The organism is Hydrogenophaga sp. FW305-3-2-15-A-LB1 (assembly GCF_058787875.1).
On record NZ_JBYTAE010000033.1, the window covers coordinates 28545 to 53841 of the forward strand.

Below are 25297 nucleotides of genomic sequence, written 5' to 3' on the forward strand. Positions count from 1 at the left end.
CTCTTCTCATGAACGCATCCCAACAACGTTTTCGCCGCACGGCCTGTGCCTTCGCCGCGTCCCTCGTCCTGTGCGGCGGCTCGGTCTGGGCCGAGGGCCTGACGGTCCTGCACCTGGGCGACCAGGAATCGTGGCTGCTCTCCGCGCAGGGCAACCTGCGCGACGACGCCAGCCAGGCCATCTCGTTCTACGGCGGCGTGGACCGCCTGGCCACCGTGGTCGCCAACCGCAAGGCGGCGGCGTTGTCCGCCGGCCGCAGCGTGATCACGCTCAACGCCGGTGACTCCTTCCTGCCCGGCCCGCGCCTGACCGCCAGCTTCGCCAATCTCGCCAGCGCCCACGCCGACGGCGGCCAGGACTTCTACGACGCCATCGCCAACCGCCTGATCGGCGTGGACGCCACCACCTTCGGCAACCACGAGTTCGACCTGGACAACACCGGCCCGGTGGCCGCGCGCTTCGCCGAAGTCTCCGGCACCACCTACCTGTCGGTGAACCTGGACTTCTCCGCCACCCCCCAGTTCGCCAACCTGCAGGCGCAGGGCAAGGTGGCCGCCTCCAAGATCCTCACCACCGCCGGTGGCAAGAAGGTCGGCGTGATCGGTGTCACCACGCCGCTGCTGCCCTCCATCTCTTCGCCGCCCGCCGGCATCATGAAGAACTGGAGCGCCGCCAACAGCGAACTGCAGAACCTGCAGGCCCTGCTGCCCCTGGTGCAGGCCGAGATCGACGACCTGCGCAACAACCAGGGCGTGACGGCCATCGTCGTCATGAGCCACCTGCAGAACTCGCAGAACGAGCTCAACGTGATGGTGCCCGCGCTGCGCGGCGTGGACCTGGTGATCTCCGGCGGCGGCCACGAGCTCATGACCGACCCGGACGACCTGCTCATCAACGGCGGCGTGTCGCCCACCTACAGCACGCACCCGGTGTACGCCACCGACGCGCAGAACAAGGCCGTGCCCCTGGTCACCGGCCACTTCGGCAACCGCTACGTGGGTGAGGTGAACCTCACGCTGGACGACACCACCGGTGCCGTCACCCGCATCGACAGCACCCGCATGGTCCGCGTGAGCGGCGCCGCCGCCGACGCCGACCGCGTCAGCGGCAACACCGCCATCGCGGCGGCCGTGGTGGCCCCGGTGTCCACCTACATCCAGGCGCTCAACGCCCAGATCATCGGCACCACCGCGGTGCCGCTCAACGGCCCGACGCACGTGGCCTGCCCGGCCGCGCCCTGCGACTACACCGAAGGCGTGCGCAACGCCGACACCGGCCTGGGCAACCTCGTGGCCGACGCCATGCGCTTCGCCGGCAAGGCCGAGGTGGGCATCCAGAACGGCGGCGGCATCCGCACCAGCATCGCCGGCCCCGGCAACGTGACCACCGGCGACACCTTCAACGTGCTGCCCTTCACCAACCTGGTCAAGCGCGCGCCCGCGATGAACGCCGCGCAGCTCAAGGACCTGCTGGAGCACTCGGTGGCCGCCTCCACGGCCAACGGCGTGCCGCAAGGCCGCTTCGCCCAGGTCTCGGGCATCCAGGTGGTCTACGACACCCTGCGCACCGCGCGCGGCACGGCGCTGAACTCGGGCGACCGCATCCGCCGCATCACGCTCGACGACGGCACCGTGCTGGTCGACAACGGCGCCGTGGTCTCGCCGCGCATCTTCTCGTTCGCCACCATCGACTTCACCGCCAACGGCGGCGACGGCTTCCCCTTCGCGGCCAACGCCGTGGTGTTCGAGAACAACGTCAACACCATCACCTACCAGGAAGCGCTGGCCAGCTTCATCCGCACGCCCAAGGCCGAAGGCGGCCTGCAGCGCCTCAACGCCGCCGACGGCGACGAGATCACCGCCAACGTCTATGGCGAGGAAAACGCCTTCGACCGCGGCGGCCGCCTGATCGACGCGGCCGTGGCCCGCACCGTGGCCGGCGTGACGCGCAACGGCACCAGCGGGCGCGACACGCTCGTGGGCACCGCGGGCGACGACCTGATCATCGGCGGCGCCGGTGCCGACACCCTCACCGGTGGCGCGGGCCTGGACACCTTCCGCTACACCAGCGCGCGCGATGCCGGCGACACCATCACCGACTTCACGCCCTACGTGGACAAGCTCGACCTCAACCCCCTGCTGGCCAGCCTCGGCGTGGTGGGCAACGGCGTGGCCAGCGGCCACGTGAGCCTCGTCGACACCCTCGGTGGTGTGCACGTGATGCTCGACACCGATGGCGCCAGCGGCCCCATCGCCGCGCGCCCCCTGGTCACGCTCAAGGGCCTGACCGCCGCCCAGTTCGCCCCGGGCCGCGACCTCGTGCCCGCACCCGCTCCCTGATTCCCCTGACGATCTTCTTCACCCGAAAGGTTTCCCATGAAAGCAATCCGCACCTTCGTCGCCGCCGCCTGCCTGTGCGCTGCCGGCATCGCGCCTGCCCTGGCCCAGGGCACCACGTTCCAGAACGGCACGTTCGACGCCAACGCCACGGCGGGCTGGCAGTCCTACGGCGACGTGCTCGCCGCCAACGAGCGCCTGCGCCTGACCACGGCCTCGCTGTACGACGACGACATCCCCGGCCAGAACGGCTTCAACAACCAGTCCGGCGTGGCCGCCGTCGATTTCTTCGCCTCGCCCGACCTGGCCGGCATCCCGGTCTCCGCGTTCGACCTGGGCGGTTACGCCTACGAAGGTTCCGCCGTGCGCCAGGACTTCACGGCCAACGCCGGCGACCTGCTGACGGTCACCTTCAACTGGGCCTTCCTGTCCACCGACACCGTCAACCCGGACTTCGGCTTCGTGGCCCTGAACGACTCGGTGTTCAAGTTCGTCGACACCACCAGCTCGGTGCTCAACGGCGTGTTCCTCGGCACCTTCGCCGACAGCAGCAACGTCAACTGGAGCTGGTACCAGTCCACCTACACCTACCAGGCCAACAGCAGCGGCACCGTGTCGCTGGCCCTGGGCGTGGTGGACGTGGGCGACGTGCTGAACACCTCCGAACTGCGCATCGACAACGTGGTCGTGAGCGCCGTGCCGGAACCCGAGACCTACGCCATGCTGCTGGCCGGCCTGGGCCTCCTGGGGGGTTACGCCCGCCGCCGCAACAAGCAGCAACCGCAGGCGGCCCAGGCCTGAGCCCGGGCCACCGACCGCCTCAAGCCGCCTGAGCCGCCGCCATCTTGCGAGCCCGACGCCGAGCCCCGACCATGACCACGCCCAGCCCCGACAGCAGCATGGCCAGCGTTTCGGGCTCGGGCACGGCCGCGATCGTGACGCGCACCACCATGTCGTCGAAGTCGTTGTCGGCGTACGAGTCGTTGAAGAGCAGCAGCGCGCTCTGGCGGTCGGCCGAGAGCATCACGCCGACGTTGGCGCTGCCGTTGCCCCACAGCGCGCCCAGGCCGTTGCTGAGGAAGCCGAAGTCGAGCGCGCCGCCGGCCTCGATCGCGCTGCTGAAGCTGCTGCCGAGCTGGGCGATGCCGTTGAGCTGGTTGCTGAGCTGCCCCAGGCCGGCGACGAAGGCGTTGTTGTACGCGGCCTCGAAGCCCACCAGCGTGTACGTGACCGTGGCCGCCTGCGAGAGCAGCAGCGGCGCGCCGCGCCACAGCGCGGAGAGGTCGAACTCGGCGGCGTACGTGGCCGCGCTGCCCAGCCACTCGGGGTTGAACGTGCCGGCCGCGTGTGTCAGGTCGACGAAGCTGCCGCCGGTCTGGTCGAGGTCGGCCGCGCTGGCGATGCCGGTGGCGGCCGCGAGGCCGAGGGCCAGGCACGCGGCCCGGGTGAGAGATGCGAGACGTTTCATGAGGATCACCTTTCGTCGGCCGCCCCTGTCGGCGCGCCGATGCCTATGGACGAAAGACTGGACCGTGATGGAAAAGTAACACCAGCCTGGGTATCTTCTGCCACGCCTGCCAGCCACGAACCCGGATTCTGCGGTCGGGGTTGGTGCTGTGTTCTTTTCAACCGCGTTGGACAGGGGTGTCGGCATGATCCGAATGGATGGTTTGGGGCGATCCGGGGCCTGTGCGGCCCTGCTCGCCGGTTTGTGGGGCGCGCCCGCGGCGCTGGCGCTCACGGGCGGCGCGGGTCCGCAGGAGATGGCGGCCGAGGCGCCGTGGTCCGGCGTGCTCAGCCTGGACAGCGGGGGCCGGCTCTACAGCGGTGTGCTCATCGGGCCCGAGCACGTGCTCACGGCGGTGCACGCGGTGAACATCGCCGAGCCCGGCCGCATGAGTTTTCGCAGCGCGCTGGGCGGCGGCTTCGTGGCCACGGGCACCGAGGTGCATGTGAGCCCGGCCTACACCGGCACCACCACGGGCAACGCGCCCGGCGACCCGTCGGTGCACGCCGATCTGGCGATCGTGCGCCTGAGCCGCCCCGCGCCCAAGGCGCTGCAGGTGCCGCGGATCTTCACCGGCGCTTTGCTGGGCCGCGTGATCACGCTGGTGAGCCACGGCGGCAGCACCACCCTGGTCACCACCGGCGAGAACCGGGTCGATGCGGTGTTCGCCGATGTCACCGGGCGGCCCGCCACCTACCTGTTCGACTTCGACGGGCCCACGCTGGAGAGCAACCGCATCGGCCCGCCCGTGCCGGCCAACGGCACCCTGGGCGCGCGGCGCGAGGCCACCCTGGTCAACGGCGATTCGGGCAGCGCCGCATTCGTGCAGGTCGACGGCCAGTGGTGGCTGGCGGGCCTCAACAGCTTCGAGATCAACTTCGCCGCCGGCCCCCGCGCGCGCGGTGCCCACGGCACGGGCGCGGGCGGCATCGTGCTGTCCGAGCACCTGTGCTGGATGCGCGAGGTGCTGGCCGCGCCGCCCAAGCCCGCGGCGGCCTCAGGCGCGAAGGCCGTCCGCTGAAGGCGGCGGCGCGGCGCGCCAGCCGAACGCCTCGATGAGCTGGCGCCCCCAGCCCTGTTCGGTGGGCAGCGGGGGCAGCGGCCGCGAGAAGAAGCCGGGCGCCTGGGTGCGCCGCAGCATCTCGCGCATGCCCTCGGTGAAGCCGGCCGGGCCACCGTCGGTGACCACCACCCAGGGTGTGTCGCGCAGCAGCTCGACCACGCCCGAGTCGCGGTGCAGCACCACGCCCTGCATGCGGTAGAGCGCTTCGATGGCCGGCAGCCCATAACCCTGCAGCGCGGGCATCAGGAACACGTGCGAGCGCCGGTACAGCGCGGCGAGCTGCTCGTCGTCCACGAAGCCATGGAAGAACACGCGGTCGTCCAGCCCCAGCCGGTGGCTGAGGGCCGCGAGCTCCGCCGCCTGCGGGCCGCTGCCCGCCACGTGCAGGCGGAACGGCGGCTCGCCCTGGGGCTCGCGCAGGATGGCCGCGAGGCCATGCAGCATCCAGTCGATGCGCTTGCTGGTCTGCAGGCGGCACACGCTGAGCAGCTCGATCGGCGCCATGGGCCGCGTGGGCGCCTGCGTCAGCGGCTGCTGGCCGAAACCGCCGAGGTGGAACACCTGGGCCTCGCGGCCGTAGAGCGCCCGCATCTCGTCGCTCAGCGCCTGGGTGTTGGTGGCGAAAGCGCGCGCGCCCCGCACGCCCCGGCGGGTGCCCCAGTGCCGCAGGCTCAGCAGCTCGCGCGCACGGTGTGAGGGCGCGGCTTGCAGCAGGCGGTAGGTGTCGGGGATGCGCAGGTGGTAGGCCACGGGGCCCATCAGCCCCGCCAGCCCCGCGTGCAGGGCCGACTGGATGCTGAACAGCACCGGCACCGGGTCGCCGCGCTGCCGCAGGCGCAGCAGGGCCCGGCGCAGCGCCAGGGCGCGGTGCAGGCCCCCTTGCGGCGGCCGCAGCGCGTGCACGCTCAGCGGCAGCCGCGCGTGCCGGGCCAGGTCGATCCGGTCGTGGTAACACAGCACGCTGTGCGCCAGGCCTTGCGCGTGCAGCCCTTCGGACAGCGAGAGGATCACGCGCTCCTCGCCGCCGAACTCGACGAACTCCGGCTGGAAGATCACGATGTCGCCGGCCGCCGGGAAGCTGGCGGCGTTCATGCTCTTTCCGGGGCCGGGCCACGCGAAGCCTGCATGCGGTTCACCAGCGACTGCAGCACCGCGTCGCGCGCGAGGTGCCGCAGCGCGTGCTCGCGCGCGCGCTCGCCCAGCGCCTGCCGTTGCTCCGGGTGGTCGAGCAGGCCGATCAGCGCCATCGCCAGCGCGCCCGCGTCGCCGGGCGGCACCACGCGGCCGCAGCGCAGCACCACGTCGGCCAGCTCGGTGTCGGTGCGGCAGGTGGCCAGCACCGGCCGGCCGCTGGCGAGCATGCCGGTCAGCTTGGAGGGCAGCACCAGGTCTTCGGCCTCCTGGCTCTGGGGCAGCAGGTGCACGTCGGCCAGGCCCAGCAGTTCGTTCAGGCGCTCCAGCGGTTGCAAGGGCAGCAGGCGCAGGTTGGGCAGGCTGCTCGCGGCCTGTTCCAGCTCGGCCTGCATCGGGCCGTTGCCGCACACCACGAACACCAGGTCGCTTCGATGGGCCAGCAGGCGCGCGGCCTGCGGGATCACCATCAGGCCCTGCTTGGCGCCCAGGGTGCCCGAGAACAGCGCCACGTGGGTGCCGGGCGCCAGGCCGAGTTCGGCCCGGTAGGGGCTGGGGCCGCCCAGGGGGCGGATGCGCGCCACGTCGGCCCAGTTGATGAAGAGGTGCGTGCGCTCTTCGGGCACGCCCTTGCGCTTGAGGTGCTGCAGCATGCGCCCCGAGATGGTGGAGACCACATCGAAGCGGCGCAGCAGCCACGATTCGAGCGCGCGCACCGTGTGCCCCAGGCGCTCGCCGCGCAGCAGGCCCATCTGCAGGGCCACGTCCACCTCGAAGTCCTGCACGTGCAGCCAGGCCTGGGCGCCGCTCAGGCGCGCGGTGAGCCAGCCGCCGGGCGCGCACACCAGCGCGGGCGCCACGGTGAGCACCACGTCGGGCCGCCAGGCCACCTGGCGCAGCATCACCGGCAGCGAGGACAGCGCGAAGGTGCACAGGTGCAGCACGCGCTTGAGGCCGCCGGGGCGCCGAGGCACCCACAGCGGCGCGCGCCACACGCGCACGCCGCGCCAGGTGTCGTGCCGCCAGGGCGGCCAGCGGAAGGCCCGGTCCACCTGCCAGGCCGGGTAGTAGGGCGGGGCGGCCACCACGCGCACCTCGTGGCCCTGGGCGGCCAGCCACTCGGCCATCTCGCCCGAGTACTTGCCCACGCCGATCACCTCGGGCGCGAAGTTGGCGCTGTGGATGAGGATCTTCATGGCCGCTCGGGCGCCGCCGGCGCGCGCTGCCCCTGTTCGGCTTCCTTCACCTTGAGCACGATCAGGTACTCGTAGATGGTCTGCAGCAGGGCGTAGCGGATGCCGGCCACGCCGTCGAGCACGCCGCGCCGCCAGACCAGCATGTAGGCCAGCTTGATCAGCGGGCGCGCCGGCAGGCGGTAGAAGATCGCCTTCTGGTGCACGCGCCGCTCGTTGAAGTCGCGGCCGAACAGCGCGGTGCGCCAGGATGGCTGCGGCACCGACCTCGACAGGATCAGCTGGGCTTCCATGCGCGAGTAGGTGTTGTGTTTGTCGAGCCAGTGGTCCAGCCCCTTGGAAAACGGGTAGTGGTCGAACGGCTGGGCCAGGTCGGCGATGGGGCCGTCCACCACCAGCACCTCGTTGATCTCGCGCTCGTAGCGCGCGCGCTCAGGGCGCAGCAGCCGCACGTAGAAGGGCGAGATCTGCGAGCGGCGCAGCCAGGTGCCCCACCAGATGTCGCGCCGGCGCATGCGCGCCGCGGCCACGTCCACGTGCGTTCCGGCGCCCTGCACGAAGGCCTCGATCTCCCGGGCCAGCGCGGGCGGCACGCGCTCGTCGGCGTCGAGCACCAGCAGCCAGGGGTGGCGGAACGGCAGGCGCAGGCCGGCGTTGCGCTGGCTCGCGTAACCGTCGAAGGCGCGCTCCGTCACCTGGGCGCCGGCCTCGCGCGCGATCTCGCGCGTGCGGTCGGTGCTCAGCGAGTCGAGCACGTGCACGTCGTCGCTCCAGGCCACGCTGGCCAGGCAGCCCGGCAGGTCCTGCTGTTCGTTGCGGGTGAGGATGAGCACGGACACCGGGGTCACGGCAGGCTCCTGGGCTGGCGGCTGCGCTTGCGCGTGGCGGGGTGGCCGGTCCAGACCGTCCAGGGCTCCTGGATGTCCTTGATCACCACCGCGCGCGCGCCGACCACGCAGCCGCGCGCCACCCGCACGCCCGGGCCGATGAAGGCATCGGCGCAGATCCACACCTGGTCCTCCAGCACCACCGGCCGCGCCACCAGCTGGAAGTTGGACGAATCGATGTCGTGCGAGCCGCCGCAGAGGTGCGCGCCCTGCGAGATCACGCAGCCGTCGCCGATCTCCATCGGCGCCATGTTGTAGAGCGTCACGCCGTCGGCCACGCCCACGCGGTTGCCGATGCGCAGCTGCCACGGCGCCCAGATGCGCACGTTGGCGTACACGTTCACGTCGGTCCCGAGCCGGGCGCCGAAGAGGCGCAGCAGCGCGCGGCGCCAGGCGTGCGCGGGCCGGGGGCTCGGGCGGAACAGGAGCAGCCACACCACCCCCCACAGCGCGCGCGCCGCGCGGTTGCCCAGCGAGAACGAGGGCTGCGTGAAGGGGTCGTTGTCCTGCAGGATCACGGTCCGCTCTCCGGCTTCTTGCGCAGCACGAAACGCCACTTGTCGCCGAGCAGTTCTTCCTCGCTGTAGTCGTCGAGTTCCTCGATCACGTCCTCGGTCAGGAAGGCCGCGCCATGGCCGGCCTGCAGGTTGTGCACCGCCTCGACGCGGAAGTGGCGCTCGAACAGGCGCTGGTAGTCCGCCAGGCGCATCTCGTTGAGGAAGCAGTCGGCCTGGAAACGCCGCTGGCGCAGGTGCTCCCAGGGTTCGGAGCGGCGCTCCATGCCGCTGCCCAGGGTGTGCGCGTACCACTCCACCAGGTGGCCGCCGCCGATGCCGGTGAAGACGGCGGGCGCGATCAGGGCCACGCCGTCGGGCGTGAGCGCGCGCGCCATGCTGGCGCACACGGCGTCCAGCGCGTCCCGCGGGATGTGCTCGAACACGTCCTCGGAGCAGAAGAAATCGACGGACGAGGGCGCGAGGCTGGCCGTGGCGATGTCGCCGACCAGGAAGCGCGCGGGCTGGATGCGCAGGCGCGCGCCGCGCTGCGCCAGCGCGCGGTCCAGCGCGCGGCGCTCGTGCGCATCGAAGACCTTGGCGCGCACCGTGCTCTTGAGGAAGCGCTGCCAGCCGTTGGTCCTGAGCACGCGCAGCAGTTCGGGAATGGAGCCACTGAGCAGCGGCGCGTCCAGGTCGATGCCCCGGGCGTTGAGGCCCAGCGAGGTCAGCGCGAGCAGCCGCAGCGGGCGCGCGCCATAACCCACCTCGAAGATGGCCGCGTCGCGGAACAGCCAGCCGCTGAGCGATTCGTAGGCCGTGCGGTAGCCGTCGAGTTCGGCCATGAGCTCGGCCATGTCGTCGCCCCGGCCTTGCAGGCCCTGCAGGCGCATCCACAGGAACTGCAGGTTCTCCCAGAGCCAGTCGCCGGCCGTGGCGATGTGGCCCACCGAGTTCGTCTTGACCAGGCTCATGGCTGTTTCTCGCGGGCGTGTTGGCGGATCACCTGCAGCAGGCTGTCGGCCATGGCTTCGACGGTGAAGCTCTTCCTGAACAGCCGACTGGCCGCCAGGGACATGCGCTGGCGGTCTGCCGGGTGCAGCGCGAGCCAGCGTTCGAGCAGGGCGCGCGTGCCGTCCACCGTATCCTCGGCCACCAGGCCGGCGCCCGCGTCCTGCACCTCGCGCCAGATGTTGACCTTGTCGGAGATCAGGACCGGCAGGCCGCAGCCCAGGGCCTCGGCCACCGCGATGCCGAAGTTCTCCTGGTGCGAGGGCAGCACGAAGGCCTCGGCCGCGTGGAACGCGCCCCACTTCTCATCGCCCTGCAGCATGCCCACCCAGTGGATGCGGTGGTCCACGCCGCGCAGCGCGGCCTGGGCGCGCAGCGCGGCCATCCAGCCGGTCTGGTCGGGGCCGGCCATCACCAGGTGCAGGTCGAGCGCCTGCTCGGCGACATCGGCGAAGGCGTCGATCAGCAGGTCGCAACCCTTCTTCTCCTGGATGCGGCCCAGGAACAGCAGCACGCGTTTGCCCCACAGCGCGGGGTGGGCATCGAGGAAGCGCACGGCCAGGGCCGCGCCGTCGGCCGGCGGCGTGCGCGTGCCGAACGAGACCACCTGCTCGCGCGCCTTGTAGAGCCGGAAGGACTCGCGCGCCAGCAGGCGCTCGTCCTCGCAGGTGAAGAGCACGGCGGCCGCGTCGCGCAGCACGCGGTATTCGGCCCAGGGCCAGTACAGCCACTTCTTGAAATGCTTGAGCGGGTAGGTTCGCTTGAACCAGGGGTCCAGCATGCCGTGGGTGAACACCGCGTAGGGCTGGCCGGTGCGCGCGAGCACGCGCCAGGTAGCGAAGCTGTGGTACTGCCAGAGGCCGTTGACGATCACGAAGTCGTAACCCCGCGCGTGCTGGTCGAGCCAGGACACCATGCGGCCGTTGAGGCCGTAGTTGCCCCGGCTCGGGCCGAGCGCGTGCACCTTCTGCGTCAGCTGGCCGAGCCAGCTCGACGCGGGGTCGTCCAGGGTCACGAGTTCGGTCTCGCAGCCGAGTTCGGCCATGCGGTGCGCGACGTTGCGAACGCCTTCGATCGGGCCGCCACGGGCCGGGTCGGCGGAGTGGATGACTTGCAGGATTTTCATGCGGGGGTCCGGGCCATGTCGGCGTTGAGGCTCACCTGCTGGCCGGCGAGCACCTGCCCGTAGACCTGCAGGTACTGGCCGATGGCGCGGTCGGCGTCGAAACGCCGGGCCCAGGCCATGCAGGTTTGCGCGCGGGCCTGCGCGTCGGCGGGGGTTTCGTTGATCACGGCCTCGATCAGGCGCGCGCCCTCGGCGGCCCAGGCCTGTTCGTCTTCGCCGTGGCGCAGCCGGCGCAGGTAGAAGGTGTGCGGGCCGCCGATCTCGTTCATCGGCGTGTCGTCGGTGGTGAACACCGGGCAGCCGCAGGCCTGCGCCTCCACGATGGGCCAGCCGAAGCCCTCGGCCAGGCTGGGGAACAGGAAGGCGCGCGACACCGAGTAGGCCGCCTGCAGCAGCGCGTGGTCGATGCCGTAGAGGAAATGCACCGTGCCCTGGGTGGGCACCTCGCGCAGCACGGCCTGCACCGCCTCGGTCTGCGGCACGCCCACCAGCCACAGCGGCAGCGGGTGGCGCTGGTTGCGCGCGTAGTGCGCGTAGAGGCGCAGCACGCCGGCCACGTTCTTGTACCACTGGCCACCGCTCACGTGCAGCAGCAGGCCGCCGGGCGCCACGGGCATGCCCGCGCCGCGCAGCTGCACCCGGGCCTGCGCCGCCGGGATGCGCGCGAAGCGCTGGTTCAGGCCGTTGTAGACCACCTCGCACGAGAGCGGATCGACGCCGCCCACGCGCCGCAGGTCCTCGCGCGTGCGCTGCGAGATGCAGATGAAATGGCGCGCCTGCTGGAAACCCCGGCGGATGTAACGCTGGTAGACCCGCCCGCTCGCGCCGGTGCGGTTTTCGGGGATCTCGCCCAGGGCCGAGCGCAGGGCCAGCAGGTCGTGCACGTGCACCACCAGCGGCCGGTCGCGCAGCAGCGGCACCCAGGGGCCGAGCGCCTGGTCGGTCATCACGAACAGCGTGTCCTCGGGCACCCGCGCGAGCTGCCGCCGCACCCAGAGCGGGAACAGCAGGTACTGGTCGACGTAGCCGGCCCATTTCGACAGCGGCCCGCGCACCCAGCGGCGCACGCGGGCCGGGGGCGACCACACCTGGACCTCGTGCCCGCGCGCCATGTAGGCGTGGCGCAGCATCTGCGCGAAGCGGGGCATGCTTTGCGAGGCCAGGAAGGCCGGGTGGGTGAACAGGACGATGCGCATGGTCTAGGGCCGCAGGGGGAAACCGTGCGCGGGTGGCGTGGCGCGCGGGTCGGGCCGGGCGCCGCCCTGGAACACCAGGCCCAGGCACCGCACGAAGGTGGTGATGACGACAAAGAAGAACACCTGCTGCGGCAGTTCGCGGAACACCAGCGAGACCCAGGCGTGCAGGGCGTCGGCGGTGAGCCCGTACTGGAAGATCTTCCAGATCGACAACATGCCCACGGTGCTGAGCAGCACCTGGCCGGAGCGCTGCCGGTAGGACAGCAGGTCGAGCAGGGCGAACACCCCCAGGCAGGCGAAGAAGTACACCACCGCGAAGCCGATGCCCAGCAGCGCCAGGCCCTGGGCCAGCATGGAGCCGGTGCGGTAGCCGCCCAGCGGGCCGCCCTGGCTCAGGTGGCTCAGGTAGTCGCCCATCGAGAACTCGAGGTCGCGCTTGTTCACGTCCACCCCCAGCGCCTTGAGCGCCGGGTTGGGCAGGATGGACCACATCAGGTCGACCGAGGTCTGCGCCAGGCGGGCGGTGTCGCTCTGCGAGAAGCGCGAGACGAAGTACAGCGAGTTGTCGTGGAACTTGGTCTCCATCAGCCGCGCCAGCAGCGGGTTCTCGAAGTAGTACTCGTCGTACTTGTCCAGGGTGGCGGCGTCGCGCTGCATGCGCTCCTGCTGCGCCAGCAGCTCGGGGCGCTGGAAGTAGTAGAGCGTTTCCTTGACCATGTCCACGGCGGACACGCCGCCGCGCACCTTGCGCGCCACCACCATCGCGGTGGCCAGGTCGGTCATGGGAATGGCCACCGCGCCCAGCACCAGGCCGAGCAGGCCCAGCTGCAGGCAGCGCTTGCCCGACACCGGCTTCTGGCTGCGCAGGGCGGTGAGCAGCGCGAACAGCGCGATGGTGACGAAGCCCGACAGCATGATGCTGCGCACATTGGCCGCCAGCCCCAGCAGGATCACCAGGCTGCCGAAGCCCAGCAGGTGCAGGTACTGCCGGCGCGGGCGGCAGTAGGCGGGGCCGACCTGGATCAGGTACATGGGGATCAGGAACGGCGCCCAGGTCAGGAAGCGCATGCCGTCGAGCACCTTGCGGAAGGTGCCTTCGCTGCCGCCGCTGATGAGGAAGGCGAACAGGCCCACATAGCCCATGAGCCACAGCGCGCTGGTGGGCGGCGCCTCGTACAGGCCGAGCTTGCCGAGCAGCTGGCGGATGAGCGAGGGCGAGGCCACCAGCGGGGCCGCCATCGGCGACGGCGGTGGGGCCGGGTGCAGGAACCAGCGGTAGAGCATGTGCGCCAGCAGCGCGATCACCTGGAAGCCCGCCAGCGTGGCGAAGGTTTCCAGGGGCTGGCGCAGGTTCTGCGCCAGCGAGGTGCCGAACACGGTCTGGCCCAGCAGCGCGCCCATCTGCGTGGTCACGCAGAAGCCGAAGAGCGCGAAGGTGGAGAGGGGGTGGGTGTGCAGGGCCGGCGTCCACAGCAGGTACAGCAGCATCGCGATCGACGAGGCGAACACGATGCAGGCTGCGCCGATGTTGATGGTCGAAAAATCGATCACCATCTGCGCCGCCAGCGCCAGGGTGGCCAGGGCCATCAGGCTCAGCAGGATGAAGCGGGCATTGCTCATGCCGCCACCAGCTGCTGGTAGAGGCCGAGCGCGCGCTGGCCGTAGTCGCGCCAGCCGCCCAGGCGCTGCACGCGCTCGATGCAGGCCGCGGCCATGCGCTCGCGCAGGCCGGTTTCGTCCACGAGCCGCTGCAGGCGATCGGCCAGCGCCGCCGCGTTGCGGATCGGGACGATGAAACCTTCCTGCCCGTCGTCGAAGAGGTCGCGCGCGCCGGTGTTCTCGCTGGCGATCACGGGACAGCCGCAGGCCATGGCCTGGGCGAGCACCATGCCGAAGCCGTCCTGCACGCTGGGCAGCACCAGGGCGTGGCTGCGGCTCATGAGGTGCCTGAGTTCGCTCTGCGGCACGTGGCCCAGCACCTCGATGCCGGGCGACCACAGGCCCTTGGCGCTCAGGTGCGCGATCAGCTGGGGCGAAGGCGTGCCCGCGATCTTCAGCGACTTGGCGGGGTGCTTGAGCGCGCGGTAGGCCTGCAGCAGGTAGGGCACGCCCTTCTGCAGGCTCATGCCGCCGACGAAGAGCAGGTCGAAGCGCCGCGCGTCGGGCTCGCCCGAGCGCGCGAAGCGCGCCAGATCGACGCCGTAGGGCAGGCGCCGCACCTTCTGCGGCGGCACGCCCTGGCGGATGAACGATTGCCACGCGAAGGCCGAGGGCACGGTGATGCAGTCGGCCTGCGCGTACTCGGCCTCCTCGCGCTCCAGGTTGCGCGGATCGACGCCTTCGAAGGGCAGGCCCCACTCGTGGTGTTCCTCGCGCAACAGCGCATCCTGCACGCGGATGTGGGCCGAGCCCCGGTCGCACACGTAGCGCCCGCCCTGGCGCTGCTGGCGCCGGCCCGCCGCGAGCGAGCTGCCCGACAGGCCCACGTACACGTCGCAGGCGGGCAGCGCGGCGGCGGCCCACGCGGTGAAGGTGGTGGCCACCAGGTGTTCCTGCGCCCGCGTCCAGCGGCGCGGCAGGCGGTGCTGCCACGGGTTGGCCATGTAGGGCGCCATGAACCAGGGGAAGGTGCGGATCAGCGAGGCGGGCAGTTGCTCGTGGCGCAGCTTGAAGCGCGGGTAGCCGGTGAGGATGCCGGCCAGCGCGCCCTGCGCGTGCAGCTCGCGCGCCAGGTCGAAGGTGTGGAACTTGCCCGGCACCGAGAGAGCGACCTTCATGGCGCCACCCCCTGGCCGCGCGGCGCGGCGGCGGGGGCCTCGATCGCGCCCCAGGCCAGCCGCAGGCAGATGCCGGTCAGCAGGGCCTCGCTGGCCAGCATGGCCGTGGCCGCCCCGGTGAGGCCCATTGGTTCGTTCAGCAGCCAGACCAGGGCCACGCACAGCGCGCTGGCCAGCAGCGACCAGACGGCCAGCGGACCGTGCCGGTTGATGGACATGAGCAGCACGCGCGGCACATGGCACAGGCCGGCCACCGCCGCGTAGGCCATGAGCAGGCCGAACACCCAGGGGTCGAAGCCGATCTCGCCATGCGTCCAGGCGCGCAGCAGCCAGGGCGCGAGCGCGAACAGCGCAGCGCTCAGCAGCAGCGATTGCGCCACGCCCCACCAGGCGCTGCGCCCCACCAGCTGCCGCAGGCTGGCCAGCGCGCCCTGGCCGAACAGGCGCGCGAACTCGGGCCACAGCGCGTGGCTCAGGATCGCCGTGGCCTGCACCGCGGTGCGCGCCAGCGTGCGGTAGGTGTTGAGCACCGCCACGGCCACGGGGCCGAGCAGGGCGCCCACCAGCAGGGTCACCCCCTGCAGGCTCAGGGCGTTGGCGAGCGGAAAGGCCATGAACGCGGCGGCCGGCCGGACCATCTGGCGCACCACGGCCGGCGCCGCGTCGGCCAGGCCCCAGGCCAGGCCGTGCGAGCCGTGGCGCGCGACCTGCATCGACAGCAGCGTGCCGGCGATGCGGCACAACAGGCCGCCCAGGGCCACGGCGGTGAAGCTGCCCGAGAGCAGCAGGCCCAGCATCCAGCCCGCCCATTCGGCCAGGCGCGTGGCGTTGCCCAGCAAGGCGCCCTGCGCGTAGCGGTGGGTGGCCTTGAAGAGCTGTTCCGACAGGCCGCCCAGGAAGGAGACCAGCACGCCGGCCACCAGGGCCATCAGGGCCAGGCGCTGGTCGGCGGTGGCGTCCGCCGGCCACGCGGACCACCAGATGCCGGGCAGCGCCAGCAGCGCCAGCGCGCCGCAGACACAGAGCACGAAACCTTGCGCGCTCTGGAACACGCGGTTGGCCAGGGCAGCGTTGCCCGCGCCCATGGCCATGGTCATGCGGTTGCCGGCGGCGGTCACCATGCCCACGTCGGCCATCGACAGGTAGGCCGGCAGGGCGCTGATCATGAGCCAGACGCCGTAGGTGCGCGTGTCCCACACCGCGAGAAACAGGGGCAGCGAGGCGAGCTGGGTGCCGATGGTGATGGCCATGCCCACCGAGTTGGCGCCCATGCCGGCGACCACGCGCTGGCGCAAGGCGCGGTTCACGCCGTGGGCTCCAGCACCGCGGGTGCTTCGATCTGGTCGACGGCCGTCAGCAGGGTGCGCATCAGCGCGTCGTTGCGGTGGGGGCTCAGCAGGTGGCGCCAATGCCCCGCGCTGGCCACGCGCTGGCGCCGGTGCTCGTCGGCCAGCGCCTCGCGGCACACCGCGGCGCATTCTTCCGCGCCCGACCAGAACAGGGCTTCCTGGCCTTCGATGTACATGGCCGTGTGCTCGGGCGTGCGCTCGGCGCACAGCAGGCCGCCCAGCGCCGGGATCTCCACCGAGCGGGTGGTGTGCAGGTCGCGGTTCTCGCGCGAGAGCAGCCCCAGGTTCACCTGCGCGCACTGGATCGCCTTGGCGTAGTGGTCGCCGCCGATGGCGCCGCCGGCCCAATGCGGCTGGAGCTCGGCCCATTCGGGCGCCTTGTGCCAGTTCGGGCCGCGGATGGTCAGCGGCACGCCCAGGCGGATGAGCTCGAGCAGGAAGGGGCCGCGCTCGGGAAACCAGGTGCCCAGGAACAGCACCTGCGAGTGCCAGGTCTGCCGGTCCGCCTCGCTCAAGGGGCGGGGCGCGTGGCTCACCTCGTCCGCGCAGTGGTGCACGCGCAGCACGCGCCGCGCGCCCAGGGCCTTCACCTCGGGCACATTGGTCTCGCGCAGCACCGCCACCAGGTCGTAGTGCGGCACGGCCTGCCGGTAGGCGGCGAAGCGGGCGCCGTCGCGCGCGCCGGTGGGGTCGTCGTTGTTGTAGTTGATGACGTGGCGGGCGTGCCGGCGCAGCAGCGCGATCACCGCCGGGGTGATCCATTCGCCGCAGTCCACGTGGCACAGGTGGTAGCGCTTGAAGCCCAGGCGCGCCTGCAGCGCGCGCTGTGCCCAGGGCGAGAACCAGTGGCCCCCCATGCGCCAGGTCCAGCGGTCCACCCAGACCGTGGCGGGCAGCAGCTCGCGCGGGTCGATGTGGTCGACCATGCAGCCGATGCGGCGCAGCGCGTTCGCGCGGTCCAGGCAGGTCCCGCTCTTCTGGCCCAGGTAGAGCACGGAGGGCATGGGGGTGTGCATGGCCGGTGGGCGCGATCAGGCCGCGCGCGCCACGGCGCGCGCGAAATCGGCGCTGGCCAGGGCGCGGCGCAGGCCCTGCTCCAGCGGCACGCTGGCCGTGAAGCCCAGCGCCTGCAGGCGCGAGACGTCCATCAGCTTGCGCGGCGTGCCGTCGGGCCGGCTGGTGTCGTACACCACGTCGCCCTGGTAGCCCACCACCTGCTGGATGGTCTGGGCCAGTTCGCGGATGCTCAGGTCGTGGCCGACGCCGATGTTGATGAGCGGGGGCTCGAAGCGGCCGGTGGCGGCCTCGTCGCTGCCCAGCAGCGACAGGAAGCGCGCCTCGGGCAGCTTCATCAGGAACAGGCAGGCGGCGGCCATGTCGTCGCTGTACATGAACTCGCGCCGCGGCGTGCCGCTGCCCCAGACCGTGACCTGGGGCGCGCCGCGCCCGCGCGCCTCGTGGAACTTGCGCAGCAGCGCCGGGATGACGTGGCTGGTGTCGAGGTCGTAGTTGTCGCCGATGCCGTACAGGTTGGTCGGCATCGCGGCCAGGAAGCGCGTGCCGTGCTGGCGGTTGTGGCTCCAGCACATCTCGATGCCCGCGATCTTGGCCAGCGCGTAGGGCCGGTTGGTGGCCTCCAGCGGGCCGCTGAGCAGGTCGGTCTCCTTCATCGGCTGCGGCGCCAGGCGCGGGTAGATGCAGCTCGACCCGAGGAACAGCAGGCGCTGCACGCCGGCGCGCCAGGCCTCGTGGATCACGTGGGTCTGGATCAGCAGGTTGTCGCGGATGAAGTCGGCCGGGAACTGCTGGTTGGCCAGGATGCCGCCCACGCGGGCGGCCGCGAGGAAGACGTACTCGGGTTTTTCGCGCGCGAAGAAGTCGGCGGTGGCCGCCGCGTCCGTCAGGTCCAGCTCGGCGTGCGTGCGCAGCAGCAGGCGGTGGTAGCCGGCCGCGCGCAGCTGGCGCACGATGGCCGAGCCCACCAGGCCCCCGTGGCCCGCGACGTAGATGCGTGCATCGTGGCGCATGGGGTGCTCACTCCTGGTATTCGAAGGCGGGGAAGCCGGCCAGCTTGACCATGGCATCGCGCCGCGCCAGGCGGTAGTCGGCCTGCACCATCTCGCTCACCAGCTGGGGCAGGGTCGTCTTCGGCGTCCAGCCCAGGCGCGTGCGCGCCTTGCTGGCGTCGCCCAGCAGCGTCTCCACCTCGGTGGGCCGGTAGTAGCGCGGGTCCACGCGCACCACCACATCGCCCACCGAACAGCGCAGGTCGGGCCGCTGCACCGACGCGACCACACCGGCCTCGTCGCTGCCTTCGCCCACCCAGTCGAGCGTGAAGCCCAGTTCCCGCGCGGCCATCTCCACGAACTGGCGCACGCTGTACTGCACGCCGGTGGCGATGACGAAGTCCTCGGGCTGCTCCTGCTGCAGCATCAGCCACTGCATCTCGACGTAGTCGCGCGCGTGGCCCCAGTCGCGCAGCGCGCTCAGGTTGCCCAGGTGCAGGCAGCGCTGCAGGCCCAGCGCGATGCGCGAGACCGCGCGCGTGATCTTGCGCGTGACGAAGGTCTCGCCGCGCATCGGGCTCTCGTGGTTGAACAGGATGCCGTTGCAGGCGTACATGCCGTAGGCCTCGCGGTAGTTCACCGTGATCCAGTAGGCGTAGAGCTTGGCCACCGCGTAGGGGCTGCGCGGGTAGAAGGGCGTGGTCTCCTTCTGCGGCGTTTCCTGCACCAGGCCGTAGAGCTCGCTGGTGGAGGCCTGGTAGAAGCGGCAGTGTTTCTCCATGCCGAGCAGGCGCACCGCCTCGAGCAGGCGCAGCGTGCCGACGGCATCGATGTCGGCGGTGTACTCGGGGCTCTCGAAGCTCACCGCCACGTGGCTCATGGCGCCCAGGTTGTAGATCTCGTCGGGGCGCACCTGCCCGACGATGCGGATCAGGTTGCTGCTGTCGGCCAGGTCGCCGTAGTGCAGCACCAGGCGGCGGCCGGACTCGTGCGGGTCCTGGTAGAGGTGGTCGATGCGGTCGGTGTTGAACGACGAGGCGCGGCGCTTGATGCCGTGCACCTCGTAGCCCTTCTGAAGCAGCAGTTCGGCGAGGTAGGCGCCGTCCTGTCCGGTGATGCCCGTGATGAGCGCGATTTTTTTCTTCATGGTGCGGGCGGGGTGGAGGCAGTGGTGGTGGCGCTGTCGACGCCGGAGAAACGGGCGCGGTGTTCGGCGGGCAGGGCGGCCACCAGGTCGGCCGCGAAGCGGGCCTGCTGGCGGTGGGCGCGCGCGCTGTCGCGGTCGATGGAGGAGACCCGCACCAGCATGCCGTCGGGCACGCGGCCGCCCAGGCCGTAGCGCATCTCGGTCAGCTTCTTGTCGATGCCGGTGGTGGTGACGTGGTCGCCCACCACGGTCCAGTAGGTCACGGGCTCGTAGCGGTTGCCCAGGTGCGTCTCCAGGCGGGTGGCCGCGATGGCGCGGCCGTGCAGCTGGAGTGGCACGCGCTCGATGCGCTCCAGCTTGAAGCCCTGCGCCGGGTAACACACCTCGGGCTTGTGCAGCTGCAGGTTGTCGCTCTGGTCGTTGCCGTAGGCGATCGACAGCATGATGCGGTAACCGTCGGCGTGGATGTAGTTGCGCGTGAGCGTCTGGGTGTAGATGGCCTCGATGGTGGCCTGCTGCTCGGGGTCGATGATCTGCACCGCCACGTTGGGCTGCTCGCGCCAGCCGTTGAATTCGGTCGGCACCATCGTGGCCAGGTCGATGGTGGGCCGCTCGTCGGCCAGGCGGGCGGTGGGGCGCATGGCGTAGGCGAGCGCGGCCGAGGCCAGCATCAGCGCCATCAGCAAGAGGTTCTTGAAGGGGAAGACCATGGCGTCAGGCTTTCTGCAGGCTGGTGGCGGGCCGCTGGCGCAGGCGCTCCACCCACTGGAGCGCGCTGTCGAAGGCGATGATCATCAGCAGGGCGCTGAGGAACAGCACCATGCCGGCGAAGCCGTGCAGGAAACCCTGGCCGGCCTCGTTGCCGAAGTGGTAGGTGATCAGGCTGAGCGCCATCACGCGGATCACGTTGGCGGTGAACGAGATCGGCACGATCAGGATGGCCAGGCCGACGTTGCGGAACAGCGAGTCGCGCCGCACCAGGTTCAGGTACAGCAGGCCCAGGGCTTCGAGCGTGAGCAGCGTCTGCAGGCCGGCGCAGGCGTCGGCCACCAGCAGCATGTACTGGCCGATCTGCAGGATCACGCCGTTGCGGCCGATCGGGTAGCCCAGCGCGTAGAGCACGTTCTCTGCCACGTAGGAGACCATCATCTTCATCGGCATGGTCACGATGTCCACCACCTGCGAGGGCAGCGGCACCATGAACAGCATGAAGAAGAAGGCGAACCACTGGGCCTTGAGGCCGGACGCGCCGTGCGTGAGCAGCACCACGCCGGCCAGCAGCCAGATCACCGAGCCGACCTCGAGAATGCCCATGCCCTGCGAGCGGCCCAGCGCGTAGCAGGCCAGCGCGAACAGCACCAGCGGCCAGCCCCAGGCGCTGCCCCGGCTGCCTTGCGAGGCGGCTTCCATCGCGCACCAGTTGCGGTGCAGCAGCCACAGCGAGATCGCCAGCACGATGGGGCCGTGGAACTGATTGTCCTGGGCCCAGATCCCAGTGAAGAGGTCGTAGAGGGTGGGCACGTAGAGCACCGCCAGCCCGACCATAATCGGCAGCCAGGGCAGAAGGCGCGTCACCATCGGCGCGGCGCCCGTATCAATCGAAGGTGTGGTGGTGCTCATGGGTTTCTCACTTCGGCGCGTGCAGCGCGTGGCGCGTTGGCTGGCCGTGGCGCTGACACTGGCGGTGCCGCTGGCCTTGTGGATCGGTGGCGCGCAGCCCTTCGCGGTGGGCCTGGTGCCGGCCCCATGGGACAAGCTCGCCCACATGGCGGTCTACGCCGTGCTGTCGTGCGCGATCGGCTTCGCCAGCGGCCGCCGCGGGGTGTCGGCGATGGTCATTGGTTTCACGGGCGCGCTGCTCGTGGGCGTGCTCGACGAGGCCAGCCAGATGCGCCTGCCCGGGCGCAGCGCCGACATCGACGACCTGGTGGCCGACGCGGTGGGCGCGGCGCTGGGCACCACGGTGCTCGCGGTGCGCATTCGCCTGCGGGAGTGGGTGGCGTCGCATACGGCTCAGTAATGGTTCAGCACCGAGCCCACGAGGGCCACGCCGGTGTCCTGCAGGCGGCGCGAGAGATCGCCCAGGCCGCCGAGCGGGCTGCGGTGGCGGCGCGCGACCAGCAGGGCCGCGCCGGTGCGCGCGGCGATGATCTCCGCGTCGGCGAAGCGCTCGCTCGCGGGCGTGTCGATCAGCACCACGTCGTGGTTCTGGCTCACCTGCTGCAGCAGCGCGCCGAAGCTGGGCATGCCCACCAGCTCCTGCGGGTTCGGTGGCGCGGCGCCGGCCGGCAGCACGCGCAGGCCGGGCAGGCCCGGCACCGACTCGATCACCTCCAGCCCGGCGCGCCCGGCCAGGATGCCGGCCAGGCCCGCGCTGTGGCCGGTGGTGTGGAACATCCTGGCCTGGTGCGGCTCGCGCAGGTTGGCGTCGATCAGCAGCGTGCGCTGGCCCTGCTGCGAGAACACCACCGCCAGGTTGGCCGCGATGAAGCTGCGGCCATCGCGCGGGCGCTGGCTCACCACGGTGAGCAGGCGGCGGCGCCGGTCGTCGTTGAACCAGCGCAGCATGAGCTGGCCGCGCAGCGCGCGCATTTCTTCCGAGGCGCGTGAGAAGGGCTTGAATGCCGTGACCAGCTCGCGGCTGAGCGGCGCGTCCTCGTCCTGCAGGTAGCCGTAGTTGAACTGGGTCGAGAGCGCGGCGTCGAGGTCGGCGCGGTCGAGCAGCTTGAGCGCGATGGCGGCTTCGCCGAAGGGTTCGTCGTGGCTGGCCTGGCGGGCGACCACGCGCACCACGTCGGCCGGCAGCAGCAGGCCGCGCGCGACCAGGATGTCGCCGATGGCGCCCTGCGGCTTGAAGTCCAGCGGGGCGTTCATGCGCGGGCTCCGGCGGTGGGTTTCATCATGCCGCCGGCCGGGCCGATGCTGCCCAGCGGCACCACGTCGCGCAGGGCGCGCAGGTCGTCGGCCGAGCGCACCCGGCGGTTGGCGAATTCGAGCGCCAGGGCCAGCATCACGCCGAGCAGGCCGCCGAGGAACATGGCGATCGCGATGTTGAGCTTGACGCGTGGGCCCGAGGGGAAGGTGGGCGCGATCGCCGGGTTGAGCACCGCGATGTTGGTCTGGCTGGTCTGGCTCTCGATGCTGCTCTGCGAGGCGCGCAGGCTCACGGACTCGAACACGCGCTGGGCCGACTCGATGTCGCGCCGCAGCACCGCGATCTGGTCGCGCTGCTTGTTGAGTTCGAGCACGCGGTCCTTCTGCTGGTTCAGGGCCGCCTGCAGCTGGGCCTCGCGCTGGCGGTTCACCTGGTAGGTGGTGGTGATGGCGCTGGTGATCTGGCGCGTCTCGGCATCGAGCTGGGCCTTGAGCGTGGCGAGCTCCGATTCGTAGCGCAGCGTCTGCGGGTGGTTCCTGCCCAGGTTCACGCCGGTTTCGGTCAGGCGCGCCTCGAGGCGGGCGATGTCGCCCTTGAGGCCGTTGACCAGCGGGCTCTGCATGACCTCGGCCACGGTGTCGGCGTCGCTGCGCTGGCGCTTGCTCTGGCTGTCGGTGGTGGCGGCCTGGATGGAGGTGAGCTGGCTGCTGGTCTCGTTGAGCTTGGCGGTCTCGAAGTCCACGCGCTCGTCGGTGGAGGTGATGCCGTTGACCTGCTGGAAGTCCGACAAGGCCTTCTGCGCGGCTTCGAGCCGCTCGCGCGCCGAGCGGGTCTGGGCGTCGAAGAAACCCGCGTAGCTGCGCGCCGGGTCCACGCGCAGTTCCAGGTTGACCTCCACATAGGCGCGCGCGAAGGCGTTGGCCACCAGCGCCGCGAAGTTGGGGTCGGCGCCCATGTACTCGATGCTGATCACGTTGCTCTCGCGCGAGGGCTTCACGTCCAGGTTGCGCTGCAGCAGCGCCGAGAGCCAGTCGGTGATCTGGCCCCGGCCTTCGGTGGCTTCACGCCATTGCGATTGCACCGCCGCGCTGCTGTCCAGCCGCAGCGCGCTGACCACGCGCTTGGCGACGCGGTCGCTCTTGATGATGTCCACCTGCGTGGCCATGTAGCCGGGCGCCATCAGGCCCGCCAGGGTCTGGCCGCTCACCGGGTCGGGTGACTTCACGTCCAGCACCACGGCGGCGGAAGCGGTGTACTGCTTGTCAGCCATCAGCGTCACGGTGGCGACGGCCGCCACCACGAGCACGAAGGTGAGGAAGACCACGAGCCAGCGCGCGCGCAGCACGGTCAGAAGTTGTTGGGGCGTCATGGGGTTCGCTCAGAACAGGCTCTCGCGCACGTAGAGCACGTCGTTGGACCGGACCGGGTCATTCATCTCGGGCGCCAGGGTCTGCACGCTGCCGTCGTCCTGCTGGCGGTGCAGCTCCAGGCGGCTGCGCGAGCCGCGCGCGGTCGGGCCACCGGCCTGCGCCAGCGCCTGCATCACCGTCATGCCGCGTTCGATGCGGAACGAGCCCGGCCGCTGGGCCTCGCCGTACACGTAGAACACCGGCGCGCGGTGCACGTAGATCACGTCGCCGCTGCCCAGCACGATGTCGTCCGCGCGGTTCTCGCGCAGGAACAGCGAGGGCAGGTCGATGGTCTTGCGAAAGGCCTGGCCGTCGCGCTGGCCGGTGACGATGACCACGTCGTCGCCGCCGGGCGTGGTGCCGCCGGCGTTGGCGAGCATGTCGCTCAGGCGGGTGCCGGCGGTCTCCAGCGGGAAGCGGCCGGGCCGGCCCACCTGGCCGAGCACCGAGACCTGGCTGCCGCGGATCTGCGTGAGCAGCAGCGTGACCTGCGGGTTCTGCAGGAAGCCGCCGCTCTGCAGCGCATCGGCGATCTTCTTCTCGGCCGCGCTCACCGACAGGCCGCCCAGGCGCACCGCGCCGATGAGGGGGAAAGAGATCGTGCCGCTCTCGGTGATGCGCGTCTCCAGCGCGAGGTCCGGGTTCTGGAACACCTGGACGCGCACCGTGTCGCCCGCGGCCAGCGGGTAGTCGACCGGGCCGGTCTGGGCCTGCGCCGTGGCGCCGAAGCAGGCGGCCACGGCCAGCAGGCAGGCACTGAGCAGCGCGCGCGTGCTCACTTCAGACCTTGCAGGCCGCGTTCGATGGCGCCCTGGTCTTCACCGGCCGCGGGCGCCACCTTGTCGTCGGCGGCCAGCGGCGTGGTGAGCGCGGGGCCGTTCGCGGCGGCCGCGTCGGGCTTGTCGGCGCCCGGGGTGGCGCGGGCGGGCGCTTCGAAGCCACCGAGGTAGGTGACGGTGGTGGCTTCGCGCAGGCGCTTGAGTTCGCTGTTCACGAGCTCGGTGGAGCGGCGGTTGCCCAGGAACTTCTCGATGCCCGGCGTGGCCGCGGTCTCGCCCACCGGGATCTGCTGCGACGAGGCCACGCGCAGGAAGGTGGCGGCGTCGCCGTTCTTCACCACCAGGCTCTGGCCGTCCTTGAGCGCGTGCAGGCGCGGCAGCAGCTCCAGCGGCACCTGCTCGGCCGTGCGCGTGGCGCTGCCGCCGCCGAACTGCACGTTGCGCGCGCGCAGCATGCTGGCCACCTCGTCGATGGGCCGGGCCTGCGTGGCCATGCTGGTCAGGTCTTTCAACACCTCGGTGGCCACCGGCACGCGGATTTCCTGCAGGTTGAACACGCGGCGTTCCGAGAACAGGGCCGGGTGGGTGTCGTAGTAGCCCTTCACCTCTTCGGGCGTGGGCTTGGGCATGGCGCCGGTGAGCTGCTGCAGGTAGGCGCGCGCCAGCACCTCGCGGCGCGCGGCCTCGAGCTGGGCCACCACGTCGGGCGAGCGGTGCAGCTTGTTCTCGGTGGCCTGGTCCACCGCCAGCTGCTGGTCGATCAGGCGTTCGAGCACCTGCTGGCTGGCCGCCTGCACGGCTTCCTTGGAGGCGTTGGCCATCGGCGTGCGGGCGAGCACCTGGTTGATCTGGTGCACGGAGATCTCGTTGGAGCCGACCTTGGCGGCCACCTGCGTGGCCTGCGTGCCTTCGTCCTTGGCGCCGCACGCGCTCAAGGCCAGCGTGAGCAGCACAGCCAGCGCGGTCAGGCGGGGCGCGGTGGGGGAGGGGAATCTGCGGGTGGTCATGGCC

24 protein-coding genes are annotated in these 25297 nt (G+C 71.2%); 4 read left to right on the top strand and 20 right to left on the bottom strand.

The genetic code is table 11. The features are described from left to right. The first annotated feature begins 8 nt into the window (after positions 1–8). Both AC3WPZ_RS12165 and AC3WPZ_RS12170 read left to right on the top strand, forming a co-directional pair. Complete coding sequence (locus AC3WPZ_RS12165) at positions 9–2339, top strand: 5'-nucleotidase C-terminal domain-containing protein (protein ID WP_492439764.1); 2331 nt, start codon at positions 9–11, stop codon at positions 2337–2339. Positions 2340–2375: 36 nt separating this feature from the next. After that, positions 2376–3137 (top strand): PEP-CTERM sorting domain-containing protein, encoded by a 762-nt coding sequence (locus AC3WPZ_RS12170; RefSeq protein WP_382160967.1) that lies wholly within the window; start codon positions 2376–2378, stop codon positions 3135–3137. Between the two features lie 19 nt (positions 3138–3156). Here AC3WPZ_RS12170 and AC3WPZ_RS12175 read toward each other — a convergent pair whose 3' ends face one another. After that, complete coding sequence (locus tag AC3WPZ_RS12175) at positions 3157–3804, bottom strand: PEP-CTERM sorting domain-containing protein (RefSeq protein ID WP_492439766.1); 648 nt, start codon at positions 3802–3804, stop codon at positions 3157–3159. Positions 3805–3988: 184 nt separating this feature from the next. Between AC3WPZ_RS12175 and AC3WPZ_RS12180 the strand changes: the two genes are divergently transcribed. Continuing rightward, positions 3989–4864 (top strand): trypsin-like serine protease, encoded by an 876-nt coding sequence (locus AC3WPZ_RS12180; RefSeq protein ID WP_492439768.1) that lies wholly within the window; start codon positions 3989–3991, stop codon positions 4862–4864. Here the strand turns inward: AC3WPZ_RS12180 and AC3WPZ_RS12185 are convergent. From AC3WPZ_RS12185 to xrtB, 15 genes are read right to left on the bottom strand one after another with little or no spacing between them, the layout of a single operon-like run. Then, entirely contained in the window at positions 4841–5998 is a 1158-nt protein-coding gene (locus AC3WPZ_RS12185) for a glycosyltransferase family 4 protein (RefSeq protein ID WP_492439770.1), read from the bottom strand. The genes AC3WPZ_RS12180 and AC3WPZ_RS12185 overlap by 24 nt on opposite strands. Continuing rightward, positions 5995–7233, bottom strand: coding sequence for a glycosyltransferase WbuB (locus AC3WPZ_RS12190; RefSeq protein WP_492439772.1), 1239 nt, complete (start codon positions 7231–7233; stop codon positions 5995–5997). The genes AC3WPZ_RS12185 and AC3WPZ_RS12190 overlap by 4 nt, the downstream gene beginning before the upstream one ends. Next, positions 7230–8078, bottom strand: coding sequence for a glycosyltransferase family 2 protein (locus tag AC3WPZ_RS12195; RefSeq protein ID WP_492439774.1), 849 nt, complete (start codon positions 8076–8078; stop codon positions 7230–7232). Before AC3WPZ_RS12195 ends, AC3WPZ_RS12190 begins: the two co-directional genes overlap by 4 nt. After that, on the bottom strand, positions 8075–8635 hold the full coding sequence (locus tag AC3WPZ_RS12200; RefSeq protein ID WP_492439776.1) for an LbetaH domain-containing protein: 561 nt from the start codon (positions 8633–8635) through the stop codon (positions 8075–8077). Before AC3WPZ_RS12200 ends, AC3WPZ_RS12195 begins: the two co-directional genes overlap by 4 nt. Then, a complete protein-coding gene (locus AC3WPZ_RS12205) occupies positions 8632–9585 on the bottom strand; it encodes a class I SAM-dependent methyltransferase (protein WP_492439778.1) in 954 nt (317 codons plus the stop codon). Before AC3WPZ_RS12205 ends, AC3WPZ_RS12200 begins: the two co-directional genes overlap by 4 nt. Further along, on the bottom strand, positions 9582–10748 hold the full coding sequence (locus tag AC3WPZ_RS12210) for a glycosyltransferase (RefSeq protein WP_492439780.1): 1167 nt from the start codon (positions 10746–10748) through the stop codon (positions 9582–9584). The genes AC3WPZ_RS12205 and AC3WPZ_RS12210 overlap by 4 nt, the downstream gene beginning before the upstream one ends. Then, positions 10745–11944, bottom strand: a complete 1200-nt coding sequence (locus tag AC3WPZ_RS12215; RefSeq protein WP_492439782.1) for a glycosyltransferase family 4 protein — start codon at positions 11942–11944, stop codon at positions 10745–10747. The genes AC3WPZ_RS12210 and AC3WPZ_RS12215 overlap by 4 nt, the downstream gene beginning before the upstream one ends. A 3-nt stretch (positions 11945–11947) precedes the next feature. Next, positions 11948–13564, bottom strand: a complete 1617-nt coding sequence (locus AC3WPZ_RS12220) for a hypothetical protein (RefSeq protein WP_492439784.1) — start codon at positions 13562–13564, stop codon at positions 11948–11950. Then, entirely contained in the window at positions 13561–14721 is a 1161-nt protein-coding gene (locus AC3WPZ_RS12225) for a glycosyltransferase family 4 protein (RefSeq protein WP_492439786.1), read from the bottom strand. The genes AC3WPZ_RS12220 and AC3WPZ_RS12225 overlap by 4 nt, the downstream gene beginning before the upstream one ends. After that, positions 14718–16028, bottom strand: coding sequence for a lipopolysaccharide biosynthesis protein (locus tag AC3WPZ_RS12230; RefSeq protein WP_492439788.1), 1311 nt, complete (start codon positions 16026–16028; stop codon positions 14718–14720). The genes AC3WPZ_RS12225 and AC3WPZ_RS12230 overlap by 4 nt, the downstream gene beginning before the upstream one ends. Then, complete coding sequence (locus AC3WPZ_RS12235; RefSeq protein WP_382160936.1) at positions 16025–17074, bottom strand: CgeB family protein; 1050 nt, start codon at positions 17072–17074, stop codon at positions 16025–16027. Before AC3WPZ_RS12235 ends, AC3WPZ_RS12230 begins: the two co-directional genes overlap by 4 nt. A gap of 27 nt (positions 17075–17101) precedes the next feature. Next, positions 17102–18097, bottom strand: a complete 996-nt coding sequence (locus tag AC3WPZ_RS12240) for a GDP-L-fucose synthase family protein (RefSeq protein WP_492439790.1) — start codon at positions 18095–18097, stop codon at positions 17102–17104. Positions 18098–18104: 7 nt separating this feature from the next. Beyond that, positions 18105–19223, bottom strand: a complete 1119-nt coding sequence (gene gmd / locus AC3WPZ_RS12245) for a GDP-mannose 4,6-dehydratase (protein ID WP_382160930.1) — start codon at positions 19221–19223, stop codon at positions 18105–18107. Further along, complete coding sequence (gene epsI, locus AC3WPZ_RS12250; RefSeq protein ID WP_382160928.1) at positions 19220–19933, bottom strand: exosortase-associated protein EpsI, B-type; 714 nt, start codon at positions 19931–19933, stop codon at positions 19220–19222. The genes gmd and epsI overlap by 4 nt, the downstream gene beginning before the upstream one ends. Positions 19934–19937: 4 nt before the next feature. After that, complete coding sequence (xrtB, locus tag AC3WPZ_RS12255) at positions 19938–20843, bottom strand: exosortase B (protein ID WP_492439793.1); 906 nt, start codon at positions 20841–20843, stop codon at positions 19938–19940. On the opposite strand from xrtB, the gene AC3WPZ_RS12260 reads away from it, so the two are divergent. After that, on the top strand, positions 20842–21243 hold the full coding sequence (locus tag AC3WPZ_RS12260) for a VanZ family protein (protein ID WP_492439795.1): 402 nt from the start codon (positions 20842–20844) through the stop codon (positions 21241–21243). The two genes, xrtB and AC3WPZ_RS12260, sit on opposite strands and share 2 nt — an antisense overlap. Here AC3WPZ_RS12260 and epsG read toward each other — a convergent pair. The 4 genes from epsG to AC3WPZ_RS12280 all read right to left on the bottom strand — a co-directional run. After that, positions 21237–22097, bottom strand: coding sequence for a chain length determinant protein tyrosine kinase EpsG (gene epsG / locus AC3WPZ_RS12265; protein WP_382160920.1), 861 nt, complete (start codon positions 22095–22097; stop codon positions 21237–21239). The genes AC3WPZ_RS12260 and epsG overlap by 7 nt on opposite strands. Then, positions 22094–23467 (bottom strand): chain length determinant protein EpsF, encoded by a 1374-nt coding sequence (gene epsF, locus AC3WPZ_RS12270; RefSeq protein ID WP_382160917.1) that lies wholly within the window; start codon positions 23465–23467, stop codon positions 22094–22096. Before epsF ends, epsG begins: the two co-directional genes overlap by 4 nt. 9 nt (positions 23468–23476) lie before the next feature. Further along, the gene (gene epsE, locus AC3WPZ_RS12275; protein WP_492439798.1) at positions 23477–24286 is read right to left on the bottom strand and encodes a polysaccharide export protein EpsE; all 810 of its coding nucleotides are present in this window, start codon (positions 24284–24286) and stop codon (positions 23477–23479) included. Next, positions 24283–25297 (bottom strand): EpsD family peptidyl-prolyl cis-trans isomerase (locus AC3WPZ_RS12280; protein WP_492439800.1); only part of this gene is annotated, 1015 nt, incomplete at its 5' end. The genes epsE and AC3WPZ_RS12280, both read right to left, overlap by 4 nt.